This is a genomic window from Nostoc sp., assembly GCF_036918245.1.
Lineage (GTDB): Bacteria > Cyanobacteriota > Cyanobacteriia > Cyanobacteriales > Nostocaceae > Nostoc.
In genome coordinates this window covers 1-26,799 of sequence record NZ_JBALEF010000087.1, presented here as the reverse complement: position 1 = coordinate 26,799, position 26,799 = coordinate 1, and the positions used below count along the sequence as shown (strand labels likewise).

Here is a 26,799-nt window from a genome sequence, read left to right as displayed (position 1 = left end):
GCTAATTAATCATTACGGAAGATAATTAAATATGAAAGTTAGAAAGAACATATAGTGATGATTCGTTAGTCTCTGCTTTTAAATAAACCTCGTTGCAACAGGTATAATAGTAGTTGGAATGATTTTCAAAACATATCGTTAACAATCCTGATGCTTTAGGCTAGAGAATGTCAAAAGCTAAAAAATTATATGAATTCTGAAGATTTTTTCAACCAAGGATTAAAGCACAATTTACAAGGGGACTATGAAGCCGCGATCGCAGCTTACACCCAAACAATCAAACTAAATCCTGATTATGCCGAAGCTTACCATAATCGCGGGCTGATTTTAAGTGGTCAACTTAAAGATTATCGCACTGCGATCGCTAACTTCAATCGCGCCATCGAAATAAATCCCAATTTTGCCACAGCCTATTACAACCGGGCTAATGCTCGTTACTTTTTAGCCGATTATCAAGGTGCGATCGCCGATCATAACGTAGCATTACAATTAGATCCTAATCTGGCGCAATCTTACCACAGCCGCGGAAATGCCTACTTTGCTTTGGAAAACTACGACAAAGCGATCGCAGATTATATCCAAACAATAGAAATGAGTACCCAATTGGCTGATAACATCAATATTGATATTGCCAACGCTTATCATAATCGCGGCGTAACTCGTTTTGAACGTGGAGATCGTCAAGGGGCAATCGCAGATTTTCAGCAAGCTTTACAATGGCATCCCCATTTTGCCGCAGCTTACAGCAATCGGGGTAACATCCACCAGATTTTAGGAAATTATCAGGACGCGATCGCTGACCATAACCAGGCATTACAATTAGATCCTAACTTGGCGGAGGCTTATCATAATCGAGGTAATGCTCACTACGCTTTAGCAGATTATCAAAGTGCGATCGCAGATTACAACCGCGCCCTAGAAATCAATCCCAGCTTTGCCGGAGCGTACTATAATCGGGGTCTGGTGCTTGCTCACCTCAAAAACTATCACGGAGCAATTGAAGACTTTAACCAAGCATTAAAGCTGAATCCTGATGATGTGCAAGCTTATTGTGAGCGAGGTCTGGTTCGTAGTACTCTTGAAGACTATCAGGGTGCGATCGCAGATTATGACCAAGCATTACAAGAAAATCCGACTCTAGCTTTAGTATACGGCTTTCGGGCTAATGCTCGTCGGCGGTTGGGAGACTATCAAGGTGCAATTGAAGATAGCAATCGCCTATTACAACTCAATCCTAATTTAGCAGAAGGATATTGCGATCGCGCGGCGGCTCGTCGTTCTTTAGGAGATCATAAAGGCGCAATTAAAGATTATGATCGAGCATTGCAAATTAATGATAATTTAGCCGCAGCTTATTATGGTCGGAGTATTGCTCGTGAAGCTCTGCAAGATTTACAGGGAGCAATTGATGATAATACTCAAGCCATAGAGCTTGTTCCTGAATTTTCCCAAGCGTATTGCAATCGGGGAAATGCTCGTCGTCTTTTGGGAGATGAACAAGGAGCGCTCGCAGATTATAATCAAGCATTAAAAATTAATCCTGATTTAATTGAAGCATATTACAACCGAGGTTCTACCCATTATGCTTTAGAAGCTTATGAAAGTGCGATCGCAGATTACACCCAAGCTTTGCAAATAAATCCCCAATCTGCTGCATTTTACAGCGATCGCGCTAATGCTTGCTATGCCTTAGAAGATTATCAAGGGGCAATAGAAGATTACAGTCGAGCGATCGCGATCGACCCCAGCTTTGCCGAAGACTGGTACAATCGAGGTCGTAGCCGTTCTCTGTTGGGAGACTTACAAGGAGCGCTTGCAGACTTAAACCAAGCCTTACAGCGTCAGCCTAATTGGGCTTCAGCTTACATTCTCCGGGCAGATGTCTACCGCAATCTAGGAGACTCTCAAGGAGCAATTGCCGATTTCCAAAAATCCGCAGACTTATATTACCAAGAAGGAAATATCCAATATTACCAACAAATTGTTGAGCTAATTGAACAGCTTCGATGAAGATAGAATGTATCGGTAAAATCGATAAGGTGAAAGATCATCCTTGCTGTAGTGGATCAACGGCAGCGGGTTGGAGATGGCTTAAATCAAACTGAGCAATTTGTTCAACCAACTCACCGAGACGACCTACAATGTGTTTAAGAATTTGTTCACCTTTTTGAGCTGTGGCGATGGTTGCGTCGCCCCAAGCACCAGTTTCACAGATATCCTGGCTCAACCAGCCGAAGTTTGCTGGACCGAACGGACTCAGAAGCGAATCTTTTGACTCTAGGACAAAGGGTTTCAGTTTTGCTTTAGGCATCTCATCCCGCCTGACCAAATCCGGTTCGAGATGCAGCATTAGTGATGTTTCGATAGCACCTGCGTGCAAACCAAGACTCATCTCGTAGTCATTGAAAATACCTTTAGGAACACCAAGGGCAAACCAACTTGTTGCAACTGCCAGCATACTATAGCGGCGGCGTAGCGCTAGAATTGCTTCGCTAATGACGGATTGATTGCCGCCATGAGAATTTAGAATTAAGAGCCGCCGGATACCAACTGCTGTGAGGCTTGCCGTGAGTTGTTTTAAAATTTCCAGGAGTATATCAGGAGAAAGCGCCAAAGAGCCTGGAAAATCCAGATGTTCCAGGCTTTGACCAATAGTCTGCGTTGGGAGAACTAGTACATTAGCTGAATCAGTGCCCTCGCTCAAGAAGCACTCGATTATTCCGTTGACGATACGTGTATCAGTCCAAACTGGCAAATGTGGCCCGTGCTGTTCAATCGCGCCTATCGGCAGGATAGCTATATTACTACTATCAAGATTTCTGAAATCAACCGTTGTGAGTTCATGCCAGTAGTACTTTGACATTGCTTAGGAAGGTATTTGAAATAGTACAGTAGAGTCTACTAAAATTAAAGTGGCTGCAAATGCAGTAGGAATAGAAATTGTAGAATTGACTTCTACAGAAATACTAAAACTTTCTCGAAGACAATTGCATCAACCCACACATCTGAGTTGTAAATTAGTTCTCCCACTTGTTGATATCCTCGGCTTTTATAGAAAGACAACAGCTTTGGGTGTGTCTTCACTCCATCCAACCGTACAGTATAGTAACCGCGCTCAATGGTAAGCTTCTCAATAGCTTGCATACACCATGTTCCTAATCCTTTGCCTTGCTTTGATGGAAGTATCGCTAGTTTATGTACGTATACTGCCGGAATATCTGATATCTGCCAAAGAATGTTTCCATACTTGATGTAGCTCAATGGAGCTGTTGTCATCATCTCAAGTGTGAAGGTGCCAACTAGGTTCTCGCCGACTGTGACGGCGTAGACCTCCTGCTCCATAGCATCCTGGAGCATTTGCTCAAGCGGATAATTTGGCGGCATCCAGTGACTCAAACCGAAGCGGTCTTTCATATCAAGACCGCAAGCCACCAAGATTTCGTGAAGGGATGGAACCTCAGCTATGCTGACGTGTTGGAGACAGAGTTGTTTGCTATCGCTAACCATAAGCAGTTCCTTTAAAGACACATATTGCCTTACATCAAAGTGGCTGCCCAGGCGTTCGGCATAAGATTTCCACATGCTCCCTAGTAGTTTTTTCTACTTAAATCGCCAGTCACATGAGGGGGTTGATGGTTTTAGCTAATCTTTTAGCGATCAACAATATTAAATATATTAATCGGAATCTGCACTAAATGTTCCTAATTTGTATAGAGAATTAGAACTTAGTCTACTGAGATTGAAATTTTATAGATGGATAATATTTGGGTTGGTGTTATTAACACATGCTTGCACTATTTTACCTGTGCCATGCTGTGCCATGCCATCAGAAGTTGCGGAAGCCTTCCATGAAACGGCGGTCAATCCAATCTTTGTAACGCCACAAGAGTTTGTGGGGTGGTAAAGTAAAAGTGCCTCTGGTTGCGATCGCTCGTTTGTCTCCTGTACCAATTAAACTCAAATATTGTTTCTGTGGTCTATAAGGTTTGAGTGACTTACCTAATAAAATTCGCTGCAAATTCTCAAATAAAGGTTTGCCTTGCCTAACAGCAAATACCCCAGCTTTTGGACGGGGATGATTTACCATTGTGGCAATGTCACCAGATGCAAATATCTGCGGGTGCGTTTGAGATTGCAACGTGTCTTCTACCAAAATAAAACCTTGCTTATTAGTTACTAATCCAGCGGTTTTTAACCATTCGGGTGCTGAAGCTTGTGTTACCCAAAAAATTTTATTGCACTCTACTGTCAAACCAGATTTACATTTAATTTCAAATACTTCTTTATTTCCCCTCTCTGCTTGCAAAGAGGGGTTAGGGGTGAGGTTTTTAGGTGCAATTTTACACACAGTTTCCCCAATATGTAACTTAATACCTCGGTCAGTTAAAATTTGCTGAAGTTGATGCCGCACTGATTGATGATAATTGGGCATCAGTTCTTGTCCACGCTGGAATAAATGAATTTCTAGGTTTTGAATAGGTTGTTGAGTTTCATGCAAAATCCGATGTAAACGAGATTGCATCGATAGCGCTAATTCTACACCGCCAGCGCCTCCACCTACGATCGCAATCCTAATTGGTTCTTGAGGATTTCTATCTACAGCTTCAATTAGTTCATACCAATGCTCTAATAGCTGCGATACTGGTTTAGCTGCGATCGCATATTCTGCCGCACCTGATACAGACAGTATGGCCGGAGTGCTGCCAATATCAATAGACAGCACATCAAAATCTACCGCAAGTCCGTTAGCACAAAGAACTTTGTTGTTTTTTAAGTCAAGGGCAACTACTGTGTCAATATACAATTGTACTTGAGCAAAGTTCGCCAAGGGTCGCAAGTCAATATGGCATTCATTGTGGCTGTAAAATCCGGCAATATGTCCTGGTAACATCCCAGAGTAGGCTGTCTCTGATGCTGTGGTAATCAGTATCAAACGTACTCCTGTTAACGGTTTGATGCCGAACATTTTTATAACAATAGCATGGCTATGACCGCCACCAATTAACACCAGATTTTTAACTATTGGTTGTATGTTTTGCTGAATTTTAATAGTCATTTTTAGTTAATCAATGATTATAAATAAATCAAAATTATCATGACGAGAGTTCATTGTCAGTGAAGACTAAAGACTAGTGAATACAACTTATTATTGGAAATGGCAAGAGTATGTATGCTTATATCTACTTACTCGAAAGTTATATTTTCGATTTTGTTGGTTACATGAGGAGATTTCAGTACTAACTATGTATCAAACAATAGCAGACGCAAAAAAATCATTCCATAAAAAGTAGATATTAAAATTTATTTTCATTAATTATTAATGCTTTTAATGCCATGAAAAATATTTTATCAAAAATTCCCATCCAGCTATCAAAAATATTCCTGCGGATACCTGTTTTCCAGGAACCAGTTAAACAAAATCAGCATCAGGCGCTAAAACGACGCTTAAGAATAGCAAGTGAACAGCTTGGAAATAATACTATAAAAACCAGTGTAGCTGTAATTAATGATTTAGAGCAAATTGCCCATAATCATTCACAGTACTACTGGATAATCATAGATATTCTTACAACTTTTGTACGAAAAAATGCTCCTTATACATCTCAAGAGAAACTAACGAGCAACCTGTCAACAAAAATTCGTTTAGATATTCAAGCCGCGCTGACTGTTATCGCCAGAAGAGATGCAAACGAAGACCCAGTAAATGAGCAACTTGATTTGAGCTTCACAGATATGAGAGGAGCAAACTTGAAAGGGGCGAATCTACAACAGATAAATCTTTATCAAGCTAATCTAGCTGGGGCCAATCTCAGAGAAGCTAATTTAGCGGGGGCAATACTTAGTGCAGCTAATTTAGAAGGAGCTAATTTATATCTAGCAAACTTAGAAGGAGCAATCCTCAGTGCAGCTAACCTTTCTGAAGCTAACCTTTCTGGAGCTAACCTGCATCGTGCCAGTTTATATCTAGCTAGCTTACATGGGGCAATTCTCTATGACACCATACTTGATGGCGCAAACCTCAGAGAAACCAAATTCTCTGAGTAATATCATATGCGCTTGATTGCTTATTAAACGCTAAAAACTCCACCCCAGCAAAACCACGCTTTGTCTCCCCTACCCTTACTAAAGGGACGGGATTAAGGGGTAGAATGCAAGTCAATGAAAATTTTTTTCCCTACTCCCTAGTACAGACGCGATTAATCGCGTCTCTCCTCATTCCTTACTGCCAGCCTAATTCGTAATTCTAGTACCGCAAGCGTTTCTTTGTGTCGTGACGTAAAATTATATTCGATATCATTGCCTAGTTCAATGAGTGTTTTGACACCTATTATAATTTTCTGCTAAATGCTATACTATTTTTCCTCAACAGCTAAGTAATAATTCTAGGTTGTAAGGAAAATTTTTACCATGTCTTCTAAAAAGACAGACGCTCTTTTGAATTGGTTGATAACTTTAACAGTTATATTTGGCTGCTCGTTGACTGTAATTTTCTTTGTCTTGTCCAGTATTAAAGAATTGTCAATTCAAGAAAAAATTCAGTATAGAAACCAAGCTTTAACAACTACTGCAATAGTTTTTCTCGCATCGGCAGCAATGTTTAATACTTATTATGCAGCAAGGCGTGCCCAAGCGATGCAGAAGAGTGCGATCGCATCTGAGAAAAACTTAGAAATTGGCCTGCAAAATGCAAAACTCAATCAAGACAGATTGATTGCAGAGCGCTTTATGGGCGCAATTGCCCAGCTTGGCCATGAAAAAGTTGAAACCCGGACAGGTGCAATTTATGCTTTAGAAAGGGTTGCTCAGGATTTTCCTCAAGAACACTGGACAATTATGGAAATTCTCACTGCCTTTGTGCGAGAGAATGCACCCATCCAGCAGGTAAAAGGGGAGCAACAACAGCCGGAATATCAAGGAGCAATTTACTCAAGCAGGCGTAGAGGTGGGTCGCGTCTGACACCGCAGGTAGAGCAAAATCTCCATGAAGAATTTCCCAAAATACGCACTGATATTCAAGCAGCCCTGACTGTTATCGGCAGGCGTAATTTACTCGAAGACCCAAAAGATCAGAAACTTGATTTACGTAACACCGACATTAGACAAGCAGACCTGCTAAAAACTAACCTGCAACAAGCAGACCTGCGTGGGGCTGATTTGAGTGGGGCTGACCTGCGTGGGGCTGACTTGAGTGGAGCAGACCTTAGTGGCGCTAAACTCATTAGGTCGATTCTTTATGAAACAAAATTACTAAAAGCTAGTTTATATGGAGCCAACCTTTGTTGGGCTAACCTGAATCGTACTAACCTCTCTGGAGCAAACCTGCGTTCAGCCAATCTCTCTGGTGCAACTCTGCGTGCAGCTAATTTACAAGGGGCGAACCTTTATAAAGCTAACTTGCAACAAGCGACCTTAAAAATGGCTAACCTCTCTGGAGCAAAGTTGTTTTTAGCTAACTTGCAAGGAGCAAAATTGGGTAAAGCCAACCTGCACCAAACGGGTTTGATTGGTGCTAACCTCTGTGGGGCGAACTTAAATGGAGCTAACCTTTCTGGGGCTAATTTGAATGCAGCTAAACTCCACCAAACAGAAGTCTATTTTGCCAACCTTTCGGAAGCTAGCTTAACGGAAGCTGACCTATATCAGGCTAATCTGATTGGAGCCAACCTGTATAGGGCAACCTTTTATCAAGCTAACCTGACTCAGGCAAACCTCATGGGAGCTAACTTTTCAGAAGCTAATCTCAGTGATGTCAAACTAGAAGGGACTATTTTGACAGGAGCGAAAAACTTAGAGTTGCAGCAGATTAGAGAGGCACTTGGCGATCGCACTACTCGTCTACCTGATTATATCGAAGCACCGACACATTGGCGGCAATCTGGTTAAGTTATCACAGCATCATTCGTTATTTGGGCGTATTCTACCGTTTTCACTTAATGCTATAGTTTCTACCAAAAGTCTCCGTAACAATTCTGGAGATGAACAAGATGAAAGCTATGTCTGATAACAACACAGACCCTCTGAGAAATTGGTTAATAGTTCTACCATTTATATTTATTCTTTGCTTATTTATTGTTTTTTTAGCCTTTGTGAATGTTGAAGGTTTATCAACAGAGCAAAGGTTAGATTATGGAATTAAATCTTTAACAACTACTGGAACAATTTTTGTTGGAATTGCTGTATTCATCAATGCGTTCTATGCAGCTAAACGTGCTGAAGCTGCAAATGAGAGTGCTAAAGCTGCACTCCAAAATGCTAAAGCTGCACAAGACAAGCAAATCACAGAACGCTTTGCGAAGGCGATTGAACAGCTTGGAAATGAAAAGATTGAAACGCGATTAGGGGCAATTTATACTTTAGAACGAATCGCCAAAGATTCCAAAGATGATCACTGGACAATCATGGAAGTCCTCACGGCTTTTGTGCGAGAGAATGCGCCTTTGAAAAAAGACGAGGAGCAGGAATCACCAAAAATTTGCACCGATATTCAAGCAGCCCTTACCGTTATCGGACGACGCAATTGTAAGAATGACCTGGAAAATCAGAGATTGAATTTAGATAATATCAATATTAAGAGAGCACAACTCAAGGGAGCTAATCTGCAAGGGGCAGACCTCAGGAAAGCTAATCTTCAAGGGGCATTCCTTTGGGAAGCCAATCTGCAAGGGGCAGACCTCAGGAAAGCTAATCTTCAAGGGGCAGACCTCAGGAAAGCTAATCTTCAAGGGGCAGTCCTTTGGGAAACTAATCTTCAAGGGGCAGACCTCAGGAAAGCTAATCTTCAAGGGGCAGACCTCAGGAAAGCTAATCTGCAAAAGGCAGTCCTTTTGGAAGCTAATCTGCAAGGGACAGACCTCACGGAAGCCAATCTGCAAGCGGCAAAGCTCTGGGGAGCTAATCTGCAAGGGGCAAAGCTCTGGGGAGCCAATTTGCAAGGGACAGACCTCTGGGGAGCCGAAAATCTAGAACAACAGCAGATTGAAGAGGCAAAAAGCGATCGCACAACCATCCTACCGGAAAATCTTCAACCACCCGAACATTGGAAAGGTTAATCAGCTATTTCAGACTTGTGTATACACCGTAGCCTCGCTTGTGAGGAGGGGTTGGGGGTGGGGTTCATCTGAATTCTGTTTAATTAAACAGACAAAAATAATCACTCAATCTGAAAAAGTTTTTTCCGAAATAACCGCTTTATCGTCTGTATAATCACTGAAATGGGCAAGAGCGTTAGGCTGATTTCGGGTAATTTGTGATGAAACTAGATTTAGTCAGGTTTTTTCAAGCTTGCAACCCCAGTAAAACTCTGGTCGTGAGCAAACCGGAGGATAGACAATATTATATTGATTTTTCTAAAGTGCGTGGTGCCAAGATTATTGAGGAACTTGGGCGAACTATCACCCGCCTTTCACCTGAGCAACCCACTTGTCAATTGTTTACCGGACATATCGGTTGTGGCAAATCCACTGAATTACTGCGGCTAAAGGCAGAGTTAGAACAGCAGGGATTTCATGTGGTTTATTTCGAGTCTAGCCAAAGCCTGGATATGGCTGATATTGATGTTACAGATATTTTATTAGCAGTAGCTCGTGAGGTTAGTCAAAGTCTGGAAGCAATCAAAATTAACCTCAAACCAGGATACTTTAAAAATCTGTTTACGGAAATTTCTGAGTTTTTGCAAACGCCGCTAGATATAGGCGTTGAGGCTGAATTATCTGTAGGTATTGCCAAGATTACTGCCAAAACTAAAGATAGTCCCAAACTTCGCTCTCAGTTACGGCAATATTTAGAACCGCGCACCAACGGCATTTTAGAATCAATTAACAAAGAATTGCTCAAGCCTGCTAGAGAAAAACTCAAGCAGCAGGGGAAAAAAGGACTAGTGGTAATTATAGATAATCTCGACAGAGTGGATAATTCTCAAAAACCTTCCGGTCATTATCAGCCAGAATATCTCTTTGTGGAACGGGGCGAACAATTAAACCAGCTAAATTGTCATGTTGTTTATACCATTCCGTTAGTGTTGATTTTTTCCAACGCTTTAGGAAGGTTAACAAATCGCTTTGGCGTAGACCCTAAGGTTTTGCCGATGGTTCCTGTGGAATTACAAGATGGTTCGCAATTTTCACAGGGAATTGTACTGCTGCAACAGATGGTTATGACCAGAGCTTTTCCTGGTGTCAGTTGGGAACAAAGCCGGAATTTAATTACCGAGGTTTTTGATAGTCCTGATACTTTAGAGCGACTTTGCCAAGTTAGCGGTGGTCATTTGCGTAACTTGTTGATGCTGTTGTTTCGCTGTCTTCAGCAAGAAGACCCACCTTTGTCGCGGGAGTGTGTGGATAGGGTAATTAAACAACGCCGCAATGAGCTAACTTTGGCAATTACGCCTGATGAATGGGAATTACTACGTGAGGTAGCGCAAGAGAAAAACTTGAGAGGTCATGAAAGATACGAACTTTTGCTCCGCAGTATGTTTGTATTTGAATACCGGAATGAGGATGGTTCGTGGTTTGATATTAATCCGATTTTGGCAGAAGCCAAGGAATTTAGGTTATAAATCGGCTGTAGAGGCATAGAGTTGTACGCTCTTAGCTATCAGGTATTTTGTCAAATGGCACAACGTTAGCGGTGTCAGCAAGTGCGGGAATCGTATCAGCAAGTGCGGGAGCTATATCAACAAGTGCGGGAGCTATATCAACAAGTGCGGGAGCTATATCAACAAGTGCGGGAGCCATATCAACAAGTGCGGGAGCTATATCAACAAGTGCGGGAGCTATATCAGCAAGTACGGGAGCCATATCAACAAATGCGGGAGCTATATCAGCAAGTACGGGAGCTATATCAGCAAGTACGGGAGCCATATCAGTCGTCATCTTCACAACTACAGCTTTTTACAACTAGCAGAAATCGTCCTTTCTGCCTCCTGCCTCACTTCGACTAGGCTCAGTGACCACCTGCCTCTTGCCTCAAAACCCGTAGCTTTGTACTTCATGCAAAAGAAAACTACTGTATGTTATGAGTAATCAGCAAGAACCGGAAAATTTAGCCTTTGACAATGAGGGTTCATTACAAACTTTAGTCAGAGCAATTACCTTTTCTCAGGGGCAATTTTCGCTGATTATATTGCGCTGTAATTATGTTGCTTTACGTCAGCGCATGGTAGAACGGCTGCACCAAGTCTCTCCTGTGGAAATATACGAAATTACCTTACCTGCATCAGTCAAAACGCTTTACACAAATATATGCGAACAACTGGGAGATGAACAGCCACCTGCATTGATGATTTTTGGTTTAGAGTCGGTTAAAGATATTGATACTGTTCTGACTTCAGCTAACCAAGTACGGGAGGAGTTTAGAAAGAACTTCCTATTTCCGATATTGTTGTGGGTTAATGATTCAGTTCTGCAAAAATTTATTCGATTAGCAACTGATTTAGAAAATTGGGCAACTATCATTGAGTTTGAAAACCCTACCGATGAGTTAGTCAATTTCCTTCAGCAAAAAAGTGATGAAATCTTTGCTGGTAATATCACGCCCAATTCCCAAATGTGCCGGGAACTAGAAACCGCCCGTCAAGATTTGCAAAATCGAGGAGAAGTATTAGAAGCAGCACTTCAAGCAAGTTTAGAGTTTTTGCTTGGTTTAAATGATTATCTACATGACCAGATAGATTCTGCTCTATCACATTATCAACAAAGCTTAGGGTTCTGGCGACAAAGTAATTATTTAGAGCGACAAGGTATATTACTCGTTAATATTGCTTCAGCTTATAACCGCCAATCTGAAAAAAAATCAACAGAAAATCAACGCAGAAGTTGATAAACTAGATTTGGTCTTAGAGATTTTTGTGGCATCAAGGTTAGTATTGCAATTACCAGAATCTCCGGCTGACCGTTATCAACTGGTGCATGATTACCTTGTGTCATTTATTCGCCAACAACAGGGCAATGAAATATTAGCAGAACTAGCTAGAGAGCGAGAACAACGCTTGCAAGCAGAAGAGAAGCTGAAGCGCGAACAAGATGCAAGGCAGATATTAATTGATGCTCAACAAGAAGCCAAGCGACAAATTCGCCAAGGGCGGATGGGGTTGACGGTGAGTTCTGGTTTAGCAGTATGTCTATTATTATTGGCAGGTATATCATCAAGATATGCATTGAGTCAAATTCAAGTGGCTAAAGATGCTGGTAATAAAAAGCAACAGGCAGAAAATAAATTTACAACTGCTCAAGCCAACTACAATCAAGTAACTCAACGCTTGCAAGCTACACAAAAGCAACAGGTAGTAATACAAAATAAAGCGGATGAATTAGAAACTAAGAAGAAAGATGCAGAGCAAAAATTTCAAGCAGCGCAGAAGAATCAGCAAGCCGCAGAAGTAGAATCAAAATTAGCAAAACAGAAAACTCAACAGGCAAACCAAAGCCTTGCTGCTGCTAAAGCAGACTTGGAAGAGGTAAACCAGAAAGCCTCAGAATTACAAGAGAAAAATGCCCAAGCAGAGGAAAGAATTAAAACAGCAAGCGAAAAAGTAAAAACTGCTGAAGTAAAATTAAAACAAGCTGTGACAAAACAACAGCAAGCAGAATCTCAAGCTCAACAAGCCCAAACCACACTCAGCCAAGCACAAGCAAAACTTACAGAAGCACAGAAAGCAACAGAAGCAGCAGAAGTAGCACAAAAAGAAGCACAAAAGGGAACGGAATTAGAACGGGCTGGTGTTAATACTTTAAGACAGTTTGAGTATGCCGAGTTAGAATCGCTAGTGGCAGCAGTACAGACTGGTAAAGAGTTAAAAACTTTGGTCAAAGATGGTCGCCCTTTAGAAAAATATCCAGCTATCAGCCCGATTTTTGCTTTGGATAGTATTCTCAATAAAATTAAAGAACGCAACCAGTTCCAAGGGCATCAAGGCCCTGTCTGGGGTGTGAGTTTCAGCCCGGACAGCAAAACCATTGCCACGGCATCAGATGACGGAACAGCGCGGTTGTGGAACCTGCAAGGGCAACTGCTGCAAGAATTCAAAAAGCAGCAAGGCACAGTCTTAAGTGTGAGTTTCAGCCCGGACGGCAAAACTATCGCCACGGCATCAGATGACAAGACAGCGCGGTTGTGGAACCTACAAGGGCGACTGCTACAAGAATTTAAAGGACATCAAAGCAGTGTCTATGGCGTGAGTTTCAGCCCGGACGGCAAAACCATCGCCACGGCATCAGATGACAAGACAGCGCGGTTGTGGAACCTGCAAGGGCGACTGCTGCAAGAATTCAAAGGGCATAAAGGCACAGTCTTAAGTGTGAGTTTCAACCCGGACGGCAAAACCATCGCCACGGCATCAGATGACAACACAGCGCGGTTGTGGAACCTGCAAGGGCAACTGCTGCAAAAATTCCAAGGGCATCAAGGCACAGTCTATAGTGTGAGTTTCAGCCCGGACGGCAAAACCATTGCCACGGCATCATCTTACTACACAACGCGATTATGGAACCTGCAAGGGCAACTGTTGCAAGAATTCCAAGGGCATCAAGGCACAGTCTATAGTGTGAGTTTCAGCCCGGACGGCAAAACCATCGCCACGGCATCATCTTACTACACAACGCGATTATGGAACCTGCAAGGGCAACTGTTGCAAGAATTCAAAGGGTATCAAGGCTATGTCTTAGGTGTAAGTTTCAGCCCGGACGGCAAAACCATCGCCACGGCATCATCTGACAACACAGCGCGGTTGTGGAACCTGCAAGGGCGACTGCTGCAAGAATTCAAAGGGCATCAAGGCACAGTCTATAGTGTAAGTTTCAGCCCGGACGGCAAAACCATTGCCACGGCATCACTTGACAAGACAGCATGGTTGTGGAATCTGCAAGGGCAACTGCTGCAAGAATTCAAAGGGCATCAAGGCACAGTCTATAGTGTAAGTTTCAGCCCGGACGGCAAAACCATCGCTACGGCATCATCTGACAAGACAGCGCGGTTGTGGAACCTGCAAGGGCGACTGCTGCAAGAATTCCAAGCGCATCAAGGCTATGTCTTAGGTGTGAGTTTCAGCCCAGACGGCAAAACCATCGCCACGGCATCAGATGACAAGACAGCGCGGTTGTGGCCTGTGGAGAATTTAGACCAATTGCTGGTGCGGGGTTGCAATTGGCTGCATGATTATTTGCAGAATAACCCAAATTTGAATGAGAGCGACAAGCGTCTGTGCGATGATATCAAGTGAAAGCCAAGCGATGTCTGGCGACAAGCCGAGGCAGCGTCTACACAATTTGTAGGATTATCTCATGCGATGTCTACGGCGGTAAACTACGCTCTTTCAACATAACTATACACAGTTCAGATGTGTAATATCAAGTCCGCTCAATCACTTATAATATGTGATTGCGAGTGCAACGTTCGCAGAGCGTCTCTAAGAGTTGCGATCGCAATGATGCGATTACTTCACCGTGCGATCGCTGCGATCGTAATGACAAGTATTTAGCCGGACATGAGATAAAATAAAGCTGATAGGCAAGATAAAGCAATAAATCATGCATCGACAGATTAATATTACCTTGCCAGATGAGACGATTGAACTAATTGATCGAGTCATTGAAAAAGGCGATTCTCCAGAGGAGACGCTAGGCGATCGCAGTCGATTCATCAACGAAGCTGTGCAATATTATATTGCTCAGAAAACCTTAGCCAATCTTGGAGAACAGTTAAAAAAGGGAGCCATCCAACGCGCAGAACGTGATTTGGAGTTGGTGAAGTTTTATTGAGGCGATGTCTGGCGACAAGCCGAGTCAGCGTCTACGCACCTTCTAGAATTATCTCAGGCGATCGCCATCTCTTCTCTAACCCCCTTCTCCTCTCATGGGATGATGAAGTAAAAGGGACTCTTTATTGGGGATTGGGTAATCTGGCAATTTACGATGACCCAGAAGATTTGCTACAGCATTATGACTCTTCTATTCTGGGCGCAAATGCTTAAATACTAAAAGGGTAGCGATCGCAGTCAATTCATCAACGAAGTTGTGCAATATTGTATTACTCAAAAAGCCTTAGTCAATCTCAGCGAACATTTAAAAGAAGGAGCGATCCAACAGGCGGAACTTACAGCATTTTGCATCTAAATGAAGTACATCCTTAATCCCCCTTGTAAAGGCTAACGTGTACATACAAGTTGAATTACCCCCCTTAATCCCCCCTTGGAAAGGGGGGAAAAAAGAAGTATAGCTCCCTCCCCAATACATACGGGGAGGGTTAGGGTGGGGTAAAACCTTGGTTAATCAGCTATTTCAGACGTGTGTGTACACCGTAGCTTTTTTAAGGAGGGTTAAGGGGGATCAACAAGTGCCTAAAATTACAGCCAATCACTTTTAAAATGTTCTCTAAGTAAGAGATAATAAATAGGACACCTGTTTTATGCCACTTATCCTATGGGGATAAAATACAGAGATGTCTGTAACAAAGCGGCTGGAAATTTTAGATTTCATTCGAGAACTTCGTCAGCAGCTCAATCTTTCTCAAAAACAATTTGCTGCTAAAGTAGGAGTTACTTCAAAACAGTTAATCGTTGGGAAAATGGGCATACAGTCCCTTCACGCATAGCACTAAAACTAATAGAAGAAATGTTACGGCAGATGGGTGAACCCGGCAAAAGGCTGCTAAACCAGTATTTTCCAAAACCAAAGTAGAGTTATGGCTCATAAAGTCAGAACAGCTGAACCCAAAAAGATTTTTGCTGGCAGTAGAAACAAGGGCGCAATCATTCGGGAGCAACTGCTGCACTATACTATTGCTTTGCTATCCGTTGCCTTAGCAGTAGGAATAACGCTGCTGCTCCGTCCATATTTCACCGCAGCACCTGCGGCACTATTTTTGGCTGCGGTGATGGTGAGTCCCTGGTACGGGGGTTTCGTACCAGGACTACTTGCAACTGTTTTGTCTACTTTGGTAATCAACTACTTGTTTCTTCATCCGCTCTCTCCGCTGAAGATTACAAATCTGGAGATTTTAGTGCGGCTAGTCGTGTTCATGATGACAGCAGGGTTAATCATCTGGCTCAACGAATCACGCCGCACAGCCCAAAGAAAAGCTGAAGCGAGCCTGAAGTCACTACGCGAAAGCGAGACACGGTTTGGTCGCTTAACCGAGTCTAATATTATTGGGGTGATTGTGGCTGATCTGAACGGCTTAATCATTGAAGCCAATGATGCCTTTCTAAAAATGCTCAATTATACCCGCGAGGATTTGCGCTCTGGTCGAATCCGCTGGGGCGAGATCGTTCCACTCGAATATATTGAGGTGAGCGAGCGAGCGATTCAAGAACTGATAATTACTGGGAGTTGTAAGCCCTTTGAGCAGGAATACATCCGCAAAGACGGCTCTCTAGTTCCGGTTCTACTTGGTTTTGCTAAACAGGGAGATCGGACAATCATTGGTTTTGTTCTTGACTTAAGCGAACGCAAACAAGCCGAAGCAGAAGCCCAGCATCGCTCCCGCCAAGCAGAAGAAGCCCAGAGCATTTTGCAAATGCTCCTAGAACACGTCCCAGAGGGAATTACGATCGCTGGCGGCCCCCCTGATTTCCCAATCATCGCTAACAGCAAACTCGCGCAAGAGCTTTTGGGTAGAGCGAATGAATCTCTTGTTGGCATATCTTGTGAGTCTTATGTTCAGCTCTACGGTCTGTTCCTAGCTGATGGTGTAACGCCCCTCAGCTTAGAGCAACTACCTTTATACCGTGCTACGCGCTATGGTGAAACGATCCGCGATCAAGAATGCATCATTGAACGTCCAGATGGTACTACAATTACAGCGATCGCTAATGTCGTACCAATTCGAGATTCCCAAGGTGAGATTATTGGTGCAATAGATTGCTGGCGCGATATCACCAACCGTAAGCTCATAGAAGAAGCACTGCGGCAACGAGAAACAGAACTTCGTTTAATTACAGATACGCTGCCAGTTCTGATTTCCTTTGTAGATTCAGAACAACGCTACCGCTTCAACAACCGAGTATATCAAGAGTGGTTTGGGCATCCGGCGGCAGAAGTTTATGGGAAGCATCTTTGGGAAGTTTTGGGTAAATCCGCTTATGAAATAGTTCGTCCTTATGTGGAACAAGTACTGGCAGGAGAGCAGGTAACATTTGAAAGTGAAATTCCTTATAAAGATGCTGGTACACGTTACATTAATGCTATTTGTGTTCCCCAGTTTAGTAAAGAGGGAACCGTTGAAGGGTATGCGGCATTGATCGCTGACATCAGCGAACAGCAAGCTGCGCTGCGCGAACGCAAGTTGGTAGAAGAAGCGCTACGTGACAGTGAGGAGCGATACCGAATTTTAGCGGAAGTCTCGCCACAGGCAATTTGGATGGGCGATCGCGATGGTGGTATCAGCTATTGCAATCAATACTGGTTAGACTATACCGGACTGACAATGGAGCAGACCGCTGGCTATGGCTGGATTTATGTGATTCACCCCGATGACCGCGATCGCGTCTTAAAAACTTCGATGCAGGCTGTTGCTAACGCTACAGACTACGAAGTAGAAATCCGCTTCCGTCGAGTTTCTGATGGTAGCTATCGTTGGCATATTGTCCGGGGTTTACCATTTCGAGATGCGGCCGGACAGATTATCAAGTGGGTGGGCATCGCTAGCGACATTCACGATCGCAAAGTTGCCGAAGCCTCCCTGCAACAACTCAACGATATGCTAGAGCAACGAATTCAAGAGCGCACTGCCCAACTCGAAGCCGCCAATAAAGAACTTGAATCCTTCTCCTACTCAGTTTCTCACGACTTGCGGGCACCACTGCGCCACATCGCCGGATTTGTGGAATTGCTTCAGAAGCGCCATAGTTCAACAAGCTTGGATCAAACAAGTCAGCGCTATTTGAAAATAATTGCCGAAACTGCCAAACAGGCAGGAATACTGATCGATGAGTTGCTAACATTTTCTCGCATGGGGCGCACGGAAATGCGCTACATCAACCTGAATATGCAGGAATTGGTACAAGAAGTAAAACGCGACTTGATCGCAGAAACCCCAGGACGCATAATCCATTGGCACATCGAGCCACTACCAGAAGCGCAGGGCGATCCCTCTATGCTGCGGCTGGTGCTTCGTAACCTGATAGGCAATGCCGTAAAATATACCCAGACTCAAAACCCAGCAGAAATTACTGTTGGAAGTATTGACAATGAAAACGAAGTTGTCTTTTTTGTACAAGATAACGGCGTAGGCTTTAATATGCAATATGTACACAAGCTATTCGGAGTATTTCAACGCCTGCATAGCGACCCACAATTTGAAGGCACTGGTGTTGGATTGGCAAACGTGCAACGCATTATTCATCGGCATAATGGTCGAGTTTGGGCAGAGGCTGTAGTTGACAGTGGCGCCACCTTTTATTTTTCGCTGCCTAAATTGTCGAAGAAGGAAAATGAATGAAAGAACTTAAGCGGATTCTGCTAATTGAAGACAGTGCCAACGATGCAGAGTTAATCCTAGCCGCCTTGTCGGAAAACCATCTCGCCAATGAAGTAGTGGTGGTACGTGATGGCGAAGAAGCACTAGATTATCTTTATCGCCGGGGGTTGTTCCGGTTGCGAATGGAAGGGTATCCTGTGGTGGTGCTGCTTGATTTGAAACTGCCTAAAGTCGATGGGTTAGAAGTGCTGGCACAACTCAAATCCGATCCAGTAATGCGAGTGATTCCAGTGGTGGTACTTACTTCTTCCCGCGAGGAGCCAGATTTAGTTCGCTGCTACGAGTTAGGGGTCAATGCATACGTTGTCAAGCCAGTAGATTACCATGATTTTGTCGATTCTATTAAGGGTGTTGGCCTGTTTTGGGCGGTGATCAATCAGCCTCCCGTTGGTGCTTTACCTCCGGCACCTCATCCACAAAAGGAGAGCAACTGATGAATGTCCTGCGTTTTCTCCTTTTGGAAGACAGCCTGTTAGATACAGAGCTTGCCCAAATGATATTAATCGAAGGGGGAATTGATTGCGAACTGATCCGAGTCGAAACCGGTGCTGATTTCCTAGCTGCTTTGGAAACAGACGCTTTCGATTTAATTCTTGCCGATTATGCCTTGCCCTCTTTTGATGGAATTTCTGCCTTGGAAATTGCCCGAAATCGTTGTCCAGAGGTTCCTTTTATCTTTGTTTCTGCTGCACTGGGTGAAGAATTAGCGATCGAAGCTTTGAAGAACGGTGCAACCGATTATGTATTAAAGCAACGACTAGGGCGGTTAGTTCCCTCGGTGCAACGGGCATTGCGGGAAGCTAAGGAGCGACGTCAGCGCCAGCAAGCAGAGGAGTCTTTACAGAAGAGTGAAGCCAAGTATCGCCGAATTGTTGATACCTCTTATGAGGGAATCTGGATGATTGACTCTGAAGCCCGAACAGAGTTCGTGAATCAACGGATATCTCAGATGTTGGGTTATCCGGCAGCAGAAATACTCGGTCGTTCTATATTTGATTTTATGGAGCGGGCTGATGATATAGCAGCAGCCGAAGCAAAACTGGAGTGGTTCAAAGGAGAAGAGAGCGATCTCAAAGAAGGGCGATTACGCTGCCAGGATGGTTCCTACATCTGGACACTGATTTCTGCGAGAGCGATTTTCAATGAACAGGGTGAGTGTTTAGGTGCGATCGCCATGCTAACTGATATCACCGATCGCAAACGCACCGAATCAGAACGCGATCGCCTTTTGCAACTTGAGCAAACAGCCAGGGCGGAAGCTGAGGCTGCTAATCGAATCAAAGATGAGTTTTTGGCAGTACTTTCCCACGAATTGCGATCGCCCCTGAATCCGATTCTCGGTTGGGCAAAACTATTGCAGAGCCGGAAATTTGATGAGGCATCGCTCAACAAAGCACTGAAAACTATTGAGCGCAATGCCAAATTACAAGCTCAATTAATTGAAGACTTATTAGATGTTTCTCGCATTCTCCAAGGCAAACTCAGCCTCAACATGATCCCAGTCGATTTGGTATCTACCCTTGAAGCCGCAATGGAAACAGTGCATTTGGCAGCAGAGGCTAAAACCATTGAGATTGAGACGATGCTCGATCCAACTGTGGGGAAAGTTTTGGGTGATTCAGCCCGCTTACAGCAAGTTTTCTGGAACCTTCTCTCGAATGCCGTCAAGTTTACTGAGACTGAGGGAAAAGTAAATGTGCGATTGCAGCGCATCGATGCTCAAGCGCAGATTACCGTCAGCGATACAGGTAAAGGCATTCACCCTGATTTTCTATCTCATGTATTTGACTATTTCCGTCAGGGTGACAGTACAATAACTAGAAGGTTTGGTGGATTAGGGTTAGGTTTAGCGATCGCTCGTCACTTGATTGAGATGCACGGGGGAACGATTTGGGCGGAAAGTCTTGGAGAAGAGCAGGGAGCGATTTTCACAGTTAGGTTGCCGCTAATCAAGGACGGTGCAACAATCAAGGATGACACAAATACTGATTCCTCAACTGCCGCTTTTCCCTCCTCTCCCCTGATGGGTTTACAAGTACTGGTTGTGGATGACAATGATGATACCCGCGACTTTTTCAGCTTTGTACTGGAACAGTTTGGTGCGATCGTCACCGCAGTAGCATCAGGATATGAAGCATTACAAGCGCTAACCCAGTCAAAACCAGATATCTTACTCAGCGATATTGGGATGCCAGAGATGAACGGCTATATGCTGATGCAACAGGTGCGGACTCTAGAAGCAAAAATCGGAGGAAAAAAGATGCCTGCGATCGCTCTGACTGCTTATGCAGGCGAAATCAATCAGCAGTACGCACTAAGAGCAGGGTTTCAACAGCACATCGTTAAACCTGTAGCACCAGAGGAATTGCTCATGGCGATTTCTAACTTAGTCCAATCTACTTAGGGATTTGTTATCAACCTGAGTAATTAGATGAACTGGCTTAATGTTACAGATTTTAAACTATTCTTCACAAGAAATATGGTCTTTTTAATTGCCTAGAATACTCCAGGTGATACAGAAAATGTTATGTCAATAAGGTTCGGTTAAGATTTTTTGATGAAAATTCTAGATCGCAAAGATGCGATTTATCACCGTATCTTGCCTTACAGATATTTTCAGATAAATAGACCACGTGTTAGGGCCGCAAGGCCTTGCGGCCCTACGACAGGTGTGGTTCAAATACATGAAAACTGCTGTAACCGAACTGTATTGCGCCCCTACAAATCTACAAATAATTTGGGATAATTTATTTTTTGCAAGTCCTTAACGCATATTTAACTTCACCAGATGTCTAATCATTCGTGAATCATCATATCCCTGGCTTCTCTAGAAAGTCGATAATCTTATTTCTCAGGAATGATTCAGGATTATTATATATATAATTTTTATATAGTAGATTTAATCTTTCGTCAATTTTATCCGTGTTTGTACTCTATCATAACTTTACGGATACTCTTAGAATCAACCTAAATTTATTTCCGTAAGGAGTCGGATATGAAGACTTATGACATGTCTTTCATAAAGACCAATGGACTGACGACTTTGTTGGTATTTGTCTCAGTTATATTTATTTTATCATTCACTCTAATTATATTATTTTTTGAAAATATTCAAGGATTTTCAAATCAAGAAAAAATTGAATACATCACTCAAGCATTAACAACGATTGCCATAATTATTGGGGGATTAGCATTAATTCTTAATGCTTACTATACATCCAGACTCTCTCTGGATGAAAATCACAGCTTGTTAACGCAACTCCTGGCTGGAACACCAGCTTGGGATAACAATATCGTAAATTGTATTAATCAGACACAACTCACTCCACAAGAAATTGTTTCCGAACGCTTTTCTAAAGCGATTGAACAACTGGGAAATGAAAAGATTGAAACGCGATTTGCCGCAATTTATGCTTTAGAACGAATTGCCAAAGATTCCCCGAAAGATCATTGGACAATTATGGAAATCCTCGCTGCTTTTATCCGCGAGAATGCCCCAACGAATAGGGAATATGAGGATGAGTCACTGCAATCATCAAAACTTCCTACAGATATTCAAACAGCCTTAACTGTCATTGGACGACGCGACTCATATAAAGATCCAGTTAATCAGAAACTCGATTTACGTAATACAGACCTCAGCAATGCAGACTTAACGGAAGCTAACCTCTCTAGAGCAATTTTTGTCGGGGCTAACTTGCAGTGGGTCAATTTTACCAGAGTAAACCTCTCTGAAGCAGACTTATCAGTGACCTGTCTTTGTGGCTCAATCCTCTATGAAGCCAAGCTGCAAAAAGCAATCCTCCCAGAAGCCAATCTCCAAGGCGCAGTTCTTAGAAAAGCGAACCTTTCCCAAGCAATCCTTTACGATGCCAACTTGGAAGGGACAGTTCTTTGTGATGCAAACTTAACAGGAGCAGTTCTTTGTGATGCCAACTTGGAAGGAGCAATCCTTTGTGATGCCAACTTAGAAGAAGTCAACTTTGAGGGTAGCAATCTCCAAGATACAAACCTAATTGGCAGTAACTTGCAAAGGGCAAAACTTGCTGGCGCTAATCTAGAAAGTGCATTACTGAGTACAGCTAACCTCCAAGAAGCTAATTTCCAAGAAGCTAACCTCTGTGGAGCAAACTTGACTGGCTCGGAAAACGTAGAATCACAGCAGATTGAACAAGCAATTGGCGATCGCACAACCATCCTACCGGAAAATCTGAAAATACCCCAACATTGGCGGTAATAAAAACTAAAGTTTCAGCATCTAAAACTTGATTACACGATAGGGACGCATAGCTATGCGTCCCTATCGTGTTTAATTTAGTACCCAAAGCTAAAAAATTGCCAAAAACCTGATAAATATTCTCTCTCAGCCTAAATTTTCCGCAATTTAAATCACTAACAATTATGAAACGCTGAGAGGTTTTTAACACAGCTGCGATCGCTCGCGTTTAGCTCAGTTGCAGCCATGCATCAGACTTTAGAGCAAAAAAAGCCAATGCCGTCCTGCGCCCGATGAAAAGGCGTAGCGTCCGTGGTATTAAGAGAGTTACAAGCCCTGCTTGCTGATAATACGATAGATGCCCGAATTGCGGGAAACAAGAACGTGCCTTTTTACCATTATAAAAAAACGCCCGCGTCAAACGCTTTAACCGATCTGATTCGCGCCGTACTTCGTATGAACGCAACGGTGCAAAAATCAGGAACACGCCTAATGCGGGGTACGGGAATAACCAATGCTCGGTGGCAAATGCTGAGTGAGTTATTCGCACTTGAAAAGCGCGTCACGGTAAGCGAATTGGCGCGGCATATGGGCTTAACACGGCAAGCCGTACAACGACTCGCTGACGACATGGCAAGCGACGGTCTGGTTGAGTTCGCCGAAAATCCCGGCGACGCCCGAGCCATGCACTTGCTTCTCACCGAAGCCGGCAGGGCAACTTATCACGATGCGTTGGAGCGCGAATGGCAGTGGACAAATGCGATTGCCGAAGACTTTGACGCGGAACAAATCACTCGTGCCGTGGCACTTCTGGAAGCCATTACGCAGAAGATGCAAGCCAAAAATTGACAATATATTGTCAATATGGTAACATCTACTACTATTGTAAGAAAGCTACCAACCTGATGCCACACCCAACCACCGCCGAACAGTTCGACCCAAGTAACCCGCGATTTACCGCAGACTGATTCACGCTCCTCGCGCAGATGCGCTCCGAAGCTCCCGTGACATTCCTGCTGGCACTTAATGTTTACGCCGTGACGCGATGGCAGGAAGTGCTCGACGTTTTAGGGGATCACGTGACATTCGCGTCATCCGAGGCGTTTAGGGTTGGGGTCTAGACGACCCTGATCACCCGCACTGATTACCTAGCACCCGTCTAGGTGCGCAACCAAATCCAAAGTAACTATAAGGGACTATCATGAAATCTTGCGAAGAGCTACGGGACGGGGGTATGGTCGCCATCGTCGGAGCTGGGCCAGCTGGTACGATGTTGGCGCGGCTATTACAGACACAGGGCTTCTCTGTGAAGGTCTTCGAGCGCGACTCCTCGCCGACCTCGCGGTCGCAAGGCGGCAGCCTCGATCTGCGCAAGAACGCCGGCCAACGGGCGATCGAACAGGCTGGGCTGATGGAGGAATTCCGTCGCCTCTCGCGTAGTGACGCCAAGGCTTTCAAGATGCTGGATTCGCGACGCAAGCCGCACCCAGCGGGCGAAGCCGGGACCCACGAGGAGGCCGGGCCGGAGATCGACCGCGGCGATCTCCGTCAGATGCTGCTCGGTTCGCTCGCTCCCGACACAATCGCCTGGGGCCACGCCGTCAACGATGTCTTGCCCGAGGCGGACGGCCGGTGGCGCATGGAGTTTAAAGATCAAGCGCCCGTCACCGCGGATCTCGTCGTCGGCGCCGATGGCGTCGGCTCCCGCATCAGACCCTGCCTGACGCCGGTTCGCCCGCGCTACACCGGCATGACGATGCTTGCGGGCGTGATCCGCAAGGAGCTTTGGCGCGGCTCCGAACTGTCGGACCTTCTGGGCGAGGGTTCGGTGATGTTCGCCGACCATCACCAGACCATTTTCGTGCAACGCTGCTCCCGCGACTTGATCCTTCTCTATTACTCGATGGTGGTTGCCCAGGACTGGCCTGCAGCGCAAGGCTTCGCGCTCAACGACAGCAAGGCCGTCCTCAACGCCATCACTGCCGCTTATCACGATTGGTCGCCCGAGCTGTTGACGATGCTGACACAAGTCGACGGCAATTTCCATCGCTGGCCTCTGTCTGTGATGCCGCCGGACTACCGGTGGGAGACGCGGCCGGGTCTTGCCATGGTCGGCGACTCGTCGCACGCCATGCCGCCATTCACCGGCAAGGGGGTGAACCTTGCACTGCTCGACTCGCTCGAACTGGCCGACGGCTTAGTGGCCAATCCGGCCGCCGAGGTCACGGAGGCCGTGAAAAAGTGCGAGGCGCGCATGCAGGAGCGGACACGCAATGAGATTTCGGAATGCCTGGAAGTCGGACGACACATTTACGGACTCGAAATCGACTTTAGCAAGCCGTAGTGAAGTGATGCCGAAATCCAAATTCAATCATCCCAGTTAAGGATCAACCATGACTATTGATCAGAATCCCATCGCGTCCGCTGGCGAGCACTTGGAGATCATGGATGCGCTTTACCGTTTCGGTACCGGAGTCGACCACAACGACCCGGCTCTGATCGCCTCGGCCTTCAGTGAGGACATTGTGGTGGACTTTGGTCCCTGCGGTTGCAAGATTGGTCTCAAATTCCCGCTGTTGACCGGGCACGAGACGGTCGTCGGCTTCTTGAGCGCGAACGCCGGATCACAGACGACCAGCCACGTGATTACGAACGGGCGCGTCCATGTCGAAGGAGACGTCGCCCGGTTGCGAACATTGGTCGACGCCACCCACCTTCCTCGGGGCGACCATTCCCGACGATGCCGGATGATGAACTGGTACAAGGTGGAACTCATCAGAGACGAAAGGCTTTGGCGCATGCGTCACCTCGTCATCGACAACGCTTGGTTCACCGGCGACCCGCAAGTGCTTTTAGGAAAGTAGCGTTCTGGAGCGTACAATGTCTGATCAATCCCTGCAACTCGTCCACGAGTTCACGTGTCAAGTGGCGTGCGGCCCACCCCACGAAGTCGGGGACGGCCCCTACGGCGGTCGCCAGTACTTCGAGATGACCGGCGGCCGGGTCGATGGGCCACGACTTAAGGGAAAGCTCCTCGGAGTCGGCAGCGACTGGATGCTTACCGGACCGGATGGCTTCATAAGGATGGACGTCCGGGTCCAGATCGAGACTGACGACGGGGCGATCCTTTGCGCCCACTACTTTGGTCCGGCCGAGGCCAACGAAAAGTTGAAACGGGCCGTGAGCGTGTGCGCGCCGACCGAGTTCGCCGACCAGTCAATTCGTTCCCATTGGGTGCTGGAGACAGGCGACCCGCGGTACGCCTGGGTCAACCAGACGCTGTTCGTCGGTCAAGGCCGGTTGCTCCCCCCAGGCCCCGGACTGCTAGGCTTCGAGCACCGGGTCTACCGACTATCTTGAACCAGTCTGTTTCAAACCGCCGTCGCCCCCAAGGTGGACATCAAGGAGCGACGCCGTGGTAGACGCCAAGCACACCAAGAGCGCCAAGAAGCAATCGGTTTGGAGGGTGGCTAGGCTAACCAAGTTCCGCGCGGAGGCTGCTGGAAGAGGGGCGCATGGTGCGCGCCCTTGTCCGCGCCCCGCAGAAGGCCGCCGAGCTTGCACAAGGGCGTAGACGTGCGTCAGGGAGACTTCAACGACGCCGCCACGATCGCGCCGGCTCATGTCCTCACGTAGGCGAGAACAGCACTCTTTCGGTATCTCAGAAGATAACGACGCCGACAATTCCAACGAAGCACAAAGCAAAATTCAAACAAAAAAGGAAAAACCATGATCTTGGTAACAGGAGCCACCGGACAGTTGGGTACGGCAGTAATCCAAAATCTACTGGACAAAACATCCGCCAACCAAATTGCCGCACTTGTGCGTGATGAAAGTAAAGCCTCTGCCTTGAAAGAAAAAGGGGTAGACATACGCGTAGGTAACTACGATGATACTGCTTGACTCGACAAGGCCATGCAGGGAATTGAAAGGGTTTTGTTGATAGCTGGAACGGATGAAGAGAACCGCCTTCGGCAACACCAAAATGTCGTGGATGCCGCAAAAAAGGCAAGGGTTCAATAGACCTCTTGCAAAAGTCCCAGATACGTGAGACAAGTAGGTTAGAGTTGGGTAGCATTTATCACCTATGACCAAGTAAAGAGCCTAAAACC

General features: G+C 45.2%; 22 protein-coding genes, 1 pseudogene and 1 riboswitch. Of the genes and pseudogenes, 20 read left to right on the top strand and 3 right to left on the bottom strand.

Annotated elements, in window-relative coordinates; all coding sequences use genetic code 11:
- The first annotated feature begins 189 nt into the window (after positions 1 to 189).
- Positions 190 to 2,010: a tetratricopeptide repeat protein gene (locus V7L12_RS24485; protein ID WP_335088288.1), complete on the top strand. Its 1,821-nt coding sequence runs from the start codon at positions 190 to 192 to the stop codon at positions 2,008 to 2,010.
- 37 nt (positions 2,011 to 2,047) lie between these two features.
- Here V7L12_RS24485 and V7L12_RS24480 read toward each other — a convergent pair whose 3' ends face one another.
- From V7L12_RS24480 to V7L12_RS24470, 3 genes are all read right to left on the bottom strand, one after another.
- Complete coding sequence (locus V7L12_RS24480; protein ID WP_335088287.1) at positions 2,048 to 2,863, bottom strand: creatininase family protein; 816 nt, start codon at positions 2,861 to 2,863, stop codon at positions 2,048 to 2,050.
- Between the two features lie 92 nt (positions 2,864 to 2,955).
- Complete coding sequence (locus V7L12_RS24475; protein WP_335088285.1) at positions 2,956 to 3,507, bottom strand: GNAT family N-acetyltransferase; 552 nt, start codon at positions 3,505 to 3,507, stop codon at positions 2,956 to 2,958.
- Positions 3,508 to 3,545: 38 nt separating this feature from the next.
- A riboswitch (ZMP/ZTP riboswitch) is annotated at positions 3,546 to 3,630 on the bottom strand.
- Between the two features lie 196 nt (positions 3,631 to 3,826).
- Complete coding sequence (locus V7L12_RS24470; protein WP_335088457.1) at positions 3,827 to 5,044, bottom strand: FAD-dependent oxidoreductase; 1,218 nt, start codon at positions 5,042 to 5,044, stop codon at positions 3,827 to 3,829.
- Positions 5,045 to 5,334: 290 nt separating this feature from the next.
- On the opposite strand from V7L12_RS24470, the gene V7L12_RS24465 reads away from it, so the two are divergent.
- From V7L12_RS24465 to V7L12_RS24375, 19 genes and pseudogenes are all read left to right on the top strand, one after another.
- Entirely contained in the window at positions 5,335 to 6,045 is a 711-nt protein-coding gene (locus V7L12_RS24465) for a pentapeptide repeat-containing protein (protein WP_335088283.1), read from the top strand.
- A 363-nt stretch (positions 6,046 to 6,408) separates the two neighbouring features.
- On the top strand, positions 6,409 to 7,884 hold the full coding sequence (locus V7L12_RS24460; RefSeq protein WP_335088281.1) for a pentapeptide repeat-containing protein: 1,476 nt from the start codon (positions 6,409 to 6,411) through the stop codon (positions 7,882 to 7,884).
- Positions 7,885 to 7,985: 101 nt separating this feature from the next.
- Positions 7,986 to 9,050: a pentapeptide repeat-containing protein gene (locus V7L12_RS24455; RefSeq protein ID WP_335088280.1), complete on the top strand. Its 1,065-nt coding sequence runs from the start codon at positions 7,986 to 7,988 to the stop codon at positions 9,048 to 9,050.
- A 200-nt stretch (positions 9,051 to 9,250) separates the two neighbouring features.
- A complete protein-coding gene (locus V7L12_RS24450) occupies positions 9,251 to 10,555 on the top strand; it encodes a P-loop NTPase fold protein (RefSeq protein WP_335088278.1) in 1,305 nt (434 codons plus the stop codon).
- An 81-nt stretch (positions 10,556 to 10,636) separates the two neighbouring features.
- A complete protein-coding gene (locus V7L12_RS24445) occupies positions 10,637 to 10,939 on the top strand; it encodes a hypothetical protein (protein ID WP_335088276.1) in 303 nt (100 codons plus the stop codon).
- 74 nt (positions 10,940 to 11,013) lie between these two features.
- Positions 11,014 to 11,817, top strand: a complete 804-nt coding sequence (locus V7L12_RS24440) for a hypothetical protein (RefSeq protein ID WP_335088274.1) — start codon at positions 11,014 to 11,016, stop codon at positions 11,815 to 11,817.
- Positions 11,818 to 12,898: 1,081 nt separating this feature from the next.
- Positions 12,899 to 14,215 (top strand): annotated as a pseudogene (locus tag V7L12_RS33335) (WD40 repeat domain-containing protein); the annotation flags it as partial.
- 307 nt (positions 14,216 to 14,522) lie between these two features.
- Positions 14,523 to 14,753, top strand: coding sequence for a ribbon-helix-helix domain-containing protein (locus V7L12_RS24430; RefSeq protein WP_335088270.1), 231 nt, complete (start codon positions 14,523 to 14,525; stop codon positions 14,751 to 14,753).
- On the top strand, positions 14,750 to 14,965 hold the full coding sequence (locus tag V7L12_RS24425; RefSeq protein WP_335088268.1) for a hypothetical protein: 216 nt from the start codon (positions 14,750 to 14,752) through the stop codon (positions 14,963 to 14,965). The genes V7L12_RS24430 and V7L12_RS24425 overlap by 4 nt, the downstream gene beginning before the upstream one ends.
- Positions 14,966 to 15,432: 467 nt before the next feature.
- Positions 15,433 to 15,585 carry a helix-turn-helix transcriptional regulator gene (locus V7L12_RS24420; protein WP_335088266.1) on the top strand — a complete coding sequence of 51 codons (153 nt, stop codon included), beginning with the start codon at positions 15,433 to 15,435 and terminating at the stop codon, positions 15,583 to 15,585.
- A gap of 90 nt (positions 15,586 to 15,675) precedes the next feature.
- Positions 15,676 to 18,432: a PAS domain S-box protein gene (locus tag V7L12_RS24415; RefSeq protein ID WP_335088264.1), complete on the top strand. Its 2,757-nt coding sequence runs from the start codon at positions 15,676 to 15,678 to the stop codon at positions 18,430 to 18,432.
- Entirely contained in the window at positions 18,429 to 18,905 is a 477-nt protein-coding gene (locus tag V7L12_RS24410; protein ID WP_335088262.1) for a response regulator, read from the top strand. Before V7L12_RS24415 ends, V7L12_RS24410 begins: the two co-directional genes overlap by 4 nt.
- The gene (locus V7L12_RS24405) at positions 18,905 to 20,875 is read left to right on the top strand and encodes a hybrid sensor histidine kinase/response regulator (RefSeq protein ID WP_335088261.1); all 1,971 of its coding nucleotides are present in this window, start codon (positions 18,905 to 18,907) and stop codon (positions 20,873 to 20,875) included. Before V7L12_RS24410 ends, V7L12_RS24405 begins: the two co-directional genes overlap by 1 nt.
- Positions 20,876 to 21,481: 606 nt before the next feature.
- Positions 21,482 to 22,708 carry a pentapeptide repeat-containing protein gene (locus tag V7L12_RS24400; RefSeq protein ID WP_335088259.1) on the top strand — a complete coding sequence of 409 codons (1,227 nt, stop codon included), beginning with the start codon at positions 21,482 to 21,484 and terminating at the stop codon, positions 22,706 to 22,708.
- A gap of 291 nt (positions 22,709 to 22,999) precedes the next feature.
- Positions 23,000 to 23,536 (top strand): MarR family winged helix-turn-helix transcriptional regulator, encoded by a 537-nt coding sequence (locus V7L12_RS24395; protein ID WP_335088257.1) that lies wholly within the window; start codon positions 23,000 to 23,002, stop codon positions 23,534 to 23,536.
- A gap of 352 nt (positions 23,537 to 23,888) precedes the next feature.
- A complete protein-coding gene (locus tag V7L12_RS24390; protein ID WP_335088255.1) occupies positions 23,889 to 25,031 on the top strand; it encodes an FAD-dependent oxidoreductase in 1,143 nt (380 codons plus the stop codon).
- A gap of 49 nt (positions 25,032 to 25,080) precedes the next feature.
- On the top strand, positions 25,081 to 25,551 hold the full coding sequence (locus tag V7L12_RS24385; RefSeq protein ID WP_335088253.1) for a nuclear transport factor 2 family protein: 471 nt from the start codon (positions 25,081 to 25,083) through the stop codon (positions 25,549 to 25,551).
- Positions 25,552 to 25,567: 16 nt separating this feature from the next.
- Positions 25,568 to 26,047 carry a DUF3237 domain-containing protein gene (locus tag V7L12_RS24380; protein WP_335088251.1) on the top strand — a complete coding sequence of 160 codons (480 nt, stop codon included), beginning with the start codon at positions 25,568 to 25,570 and terminating at the stop codon, positions 26,045 to 26,047.
- A 369-nt stretch (positions 26,048 to 26,416) separates the two neighbouring features.
- The gene (locus V7L12_RS24375; RefSeq protein WP_335088249.1) at positions 26,417 to 26,590 is read left to right on the top strand and encodes an NmrA family NAD(P)-binding protein; all 174 of its coding nucleotides are present in this window, start codon (positions 26,417 to 26,419) and stop codon (positions 26,588 to 26,590) included.
- Positions 26,591 to 26,799 lie beyond the last annotated feature (209 nt).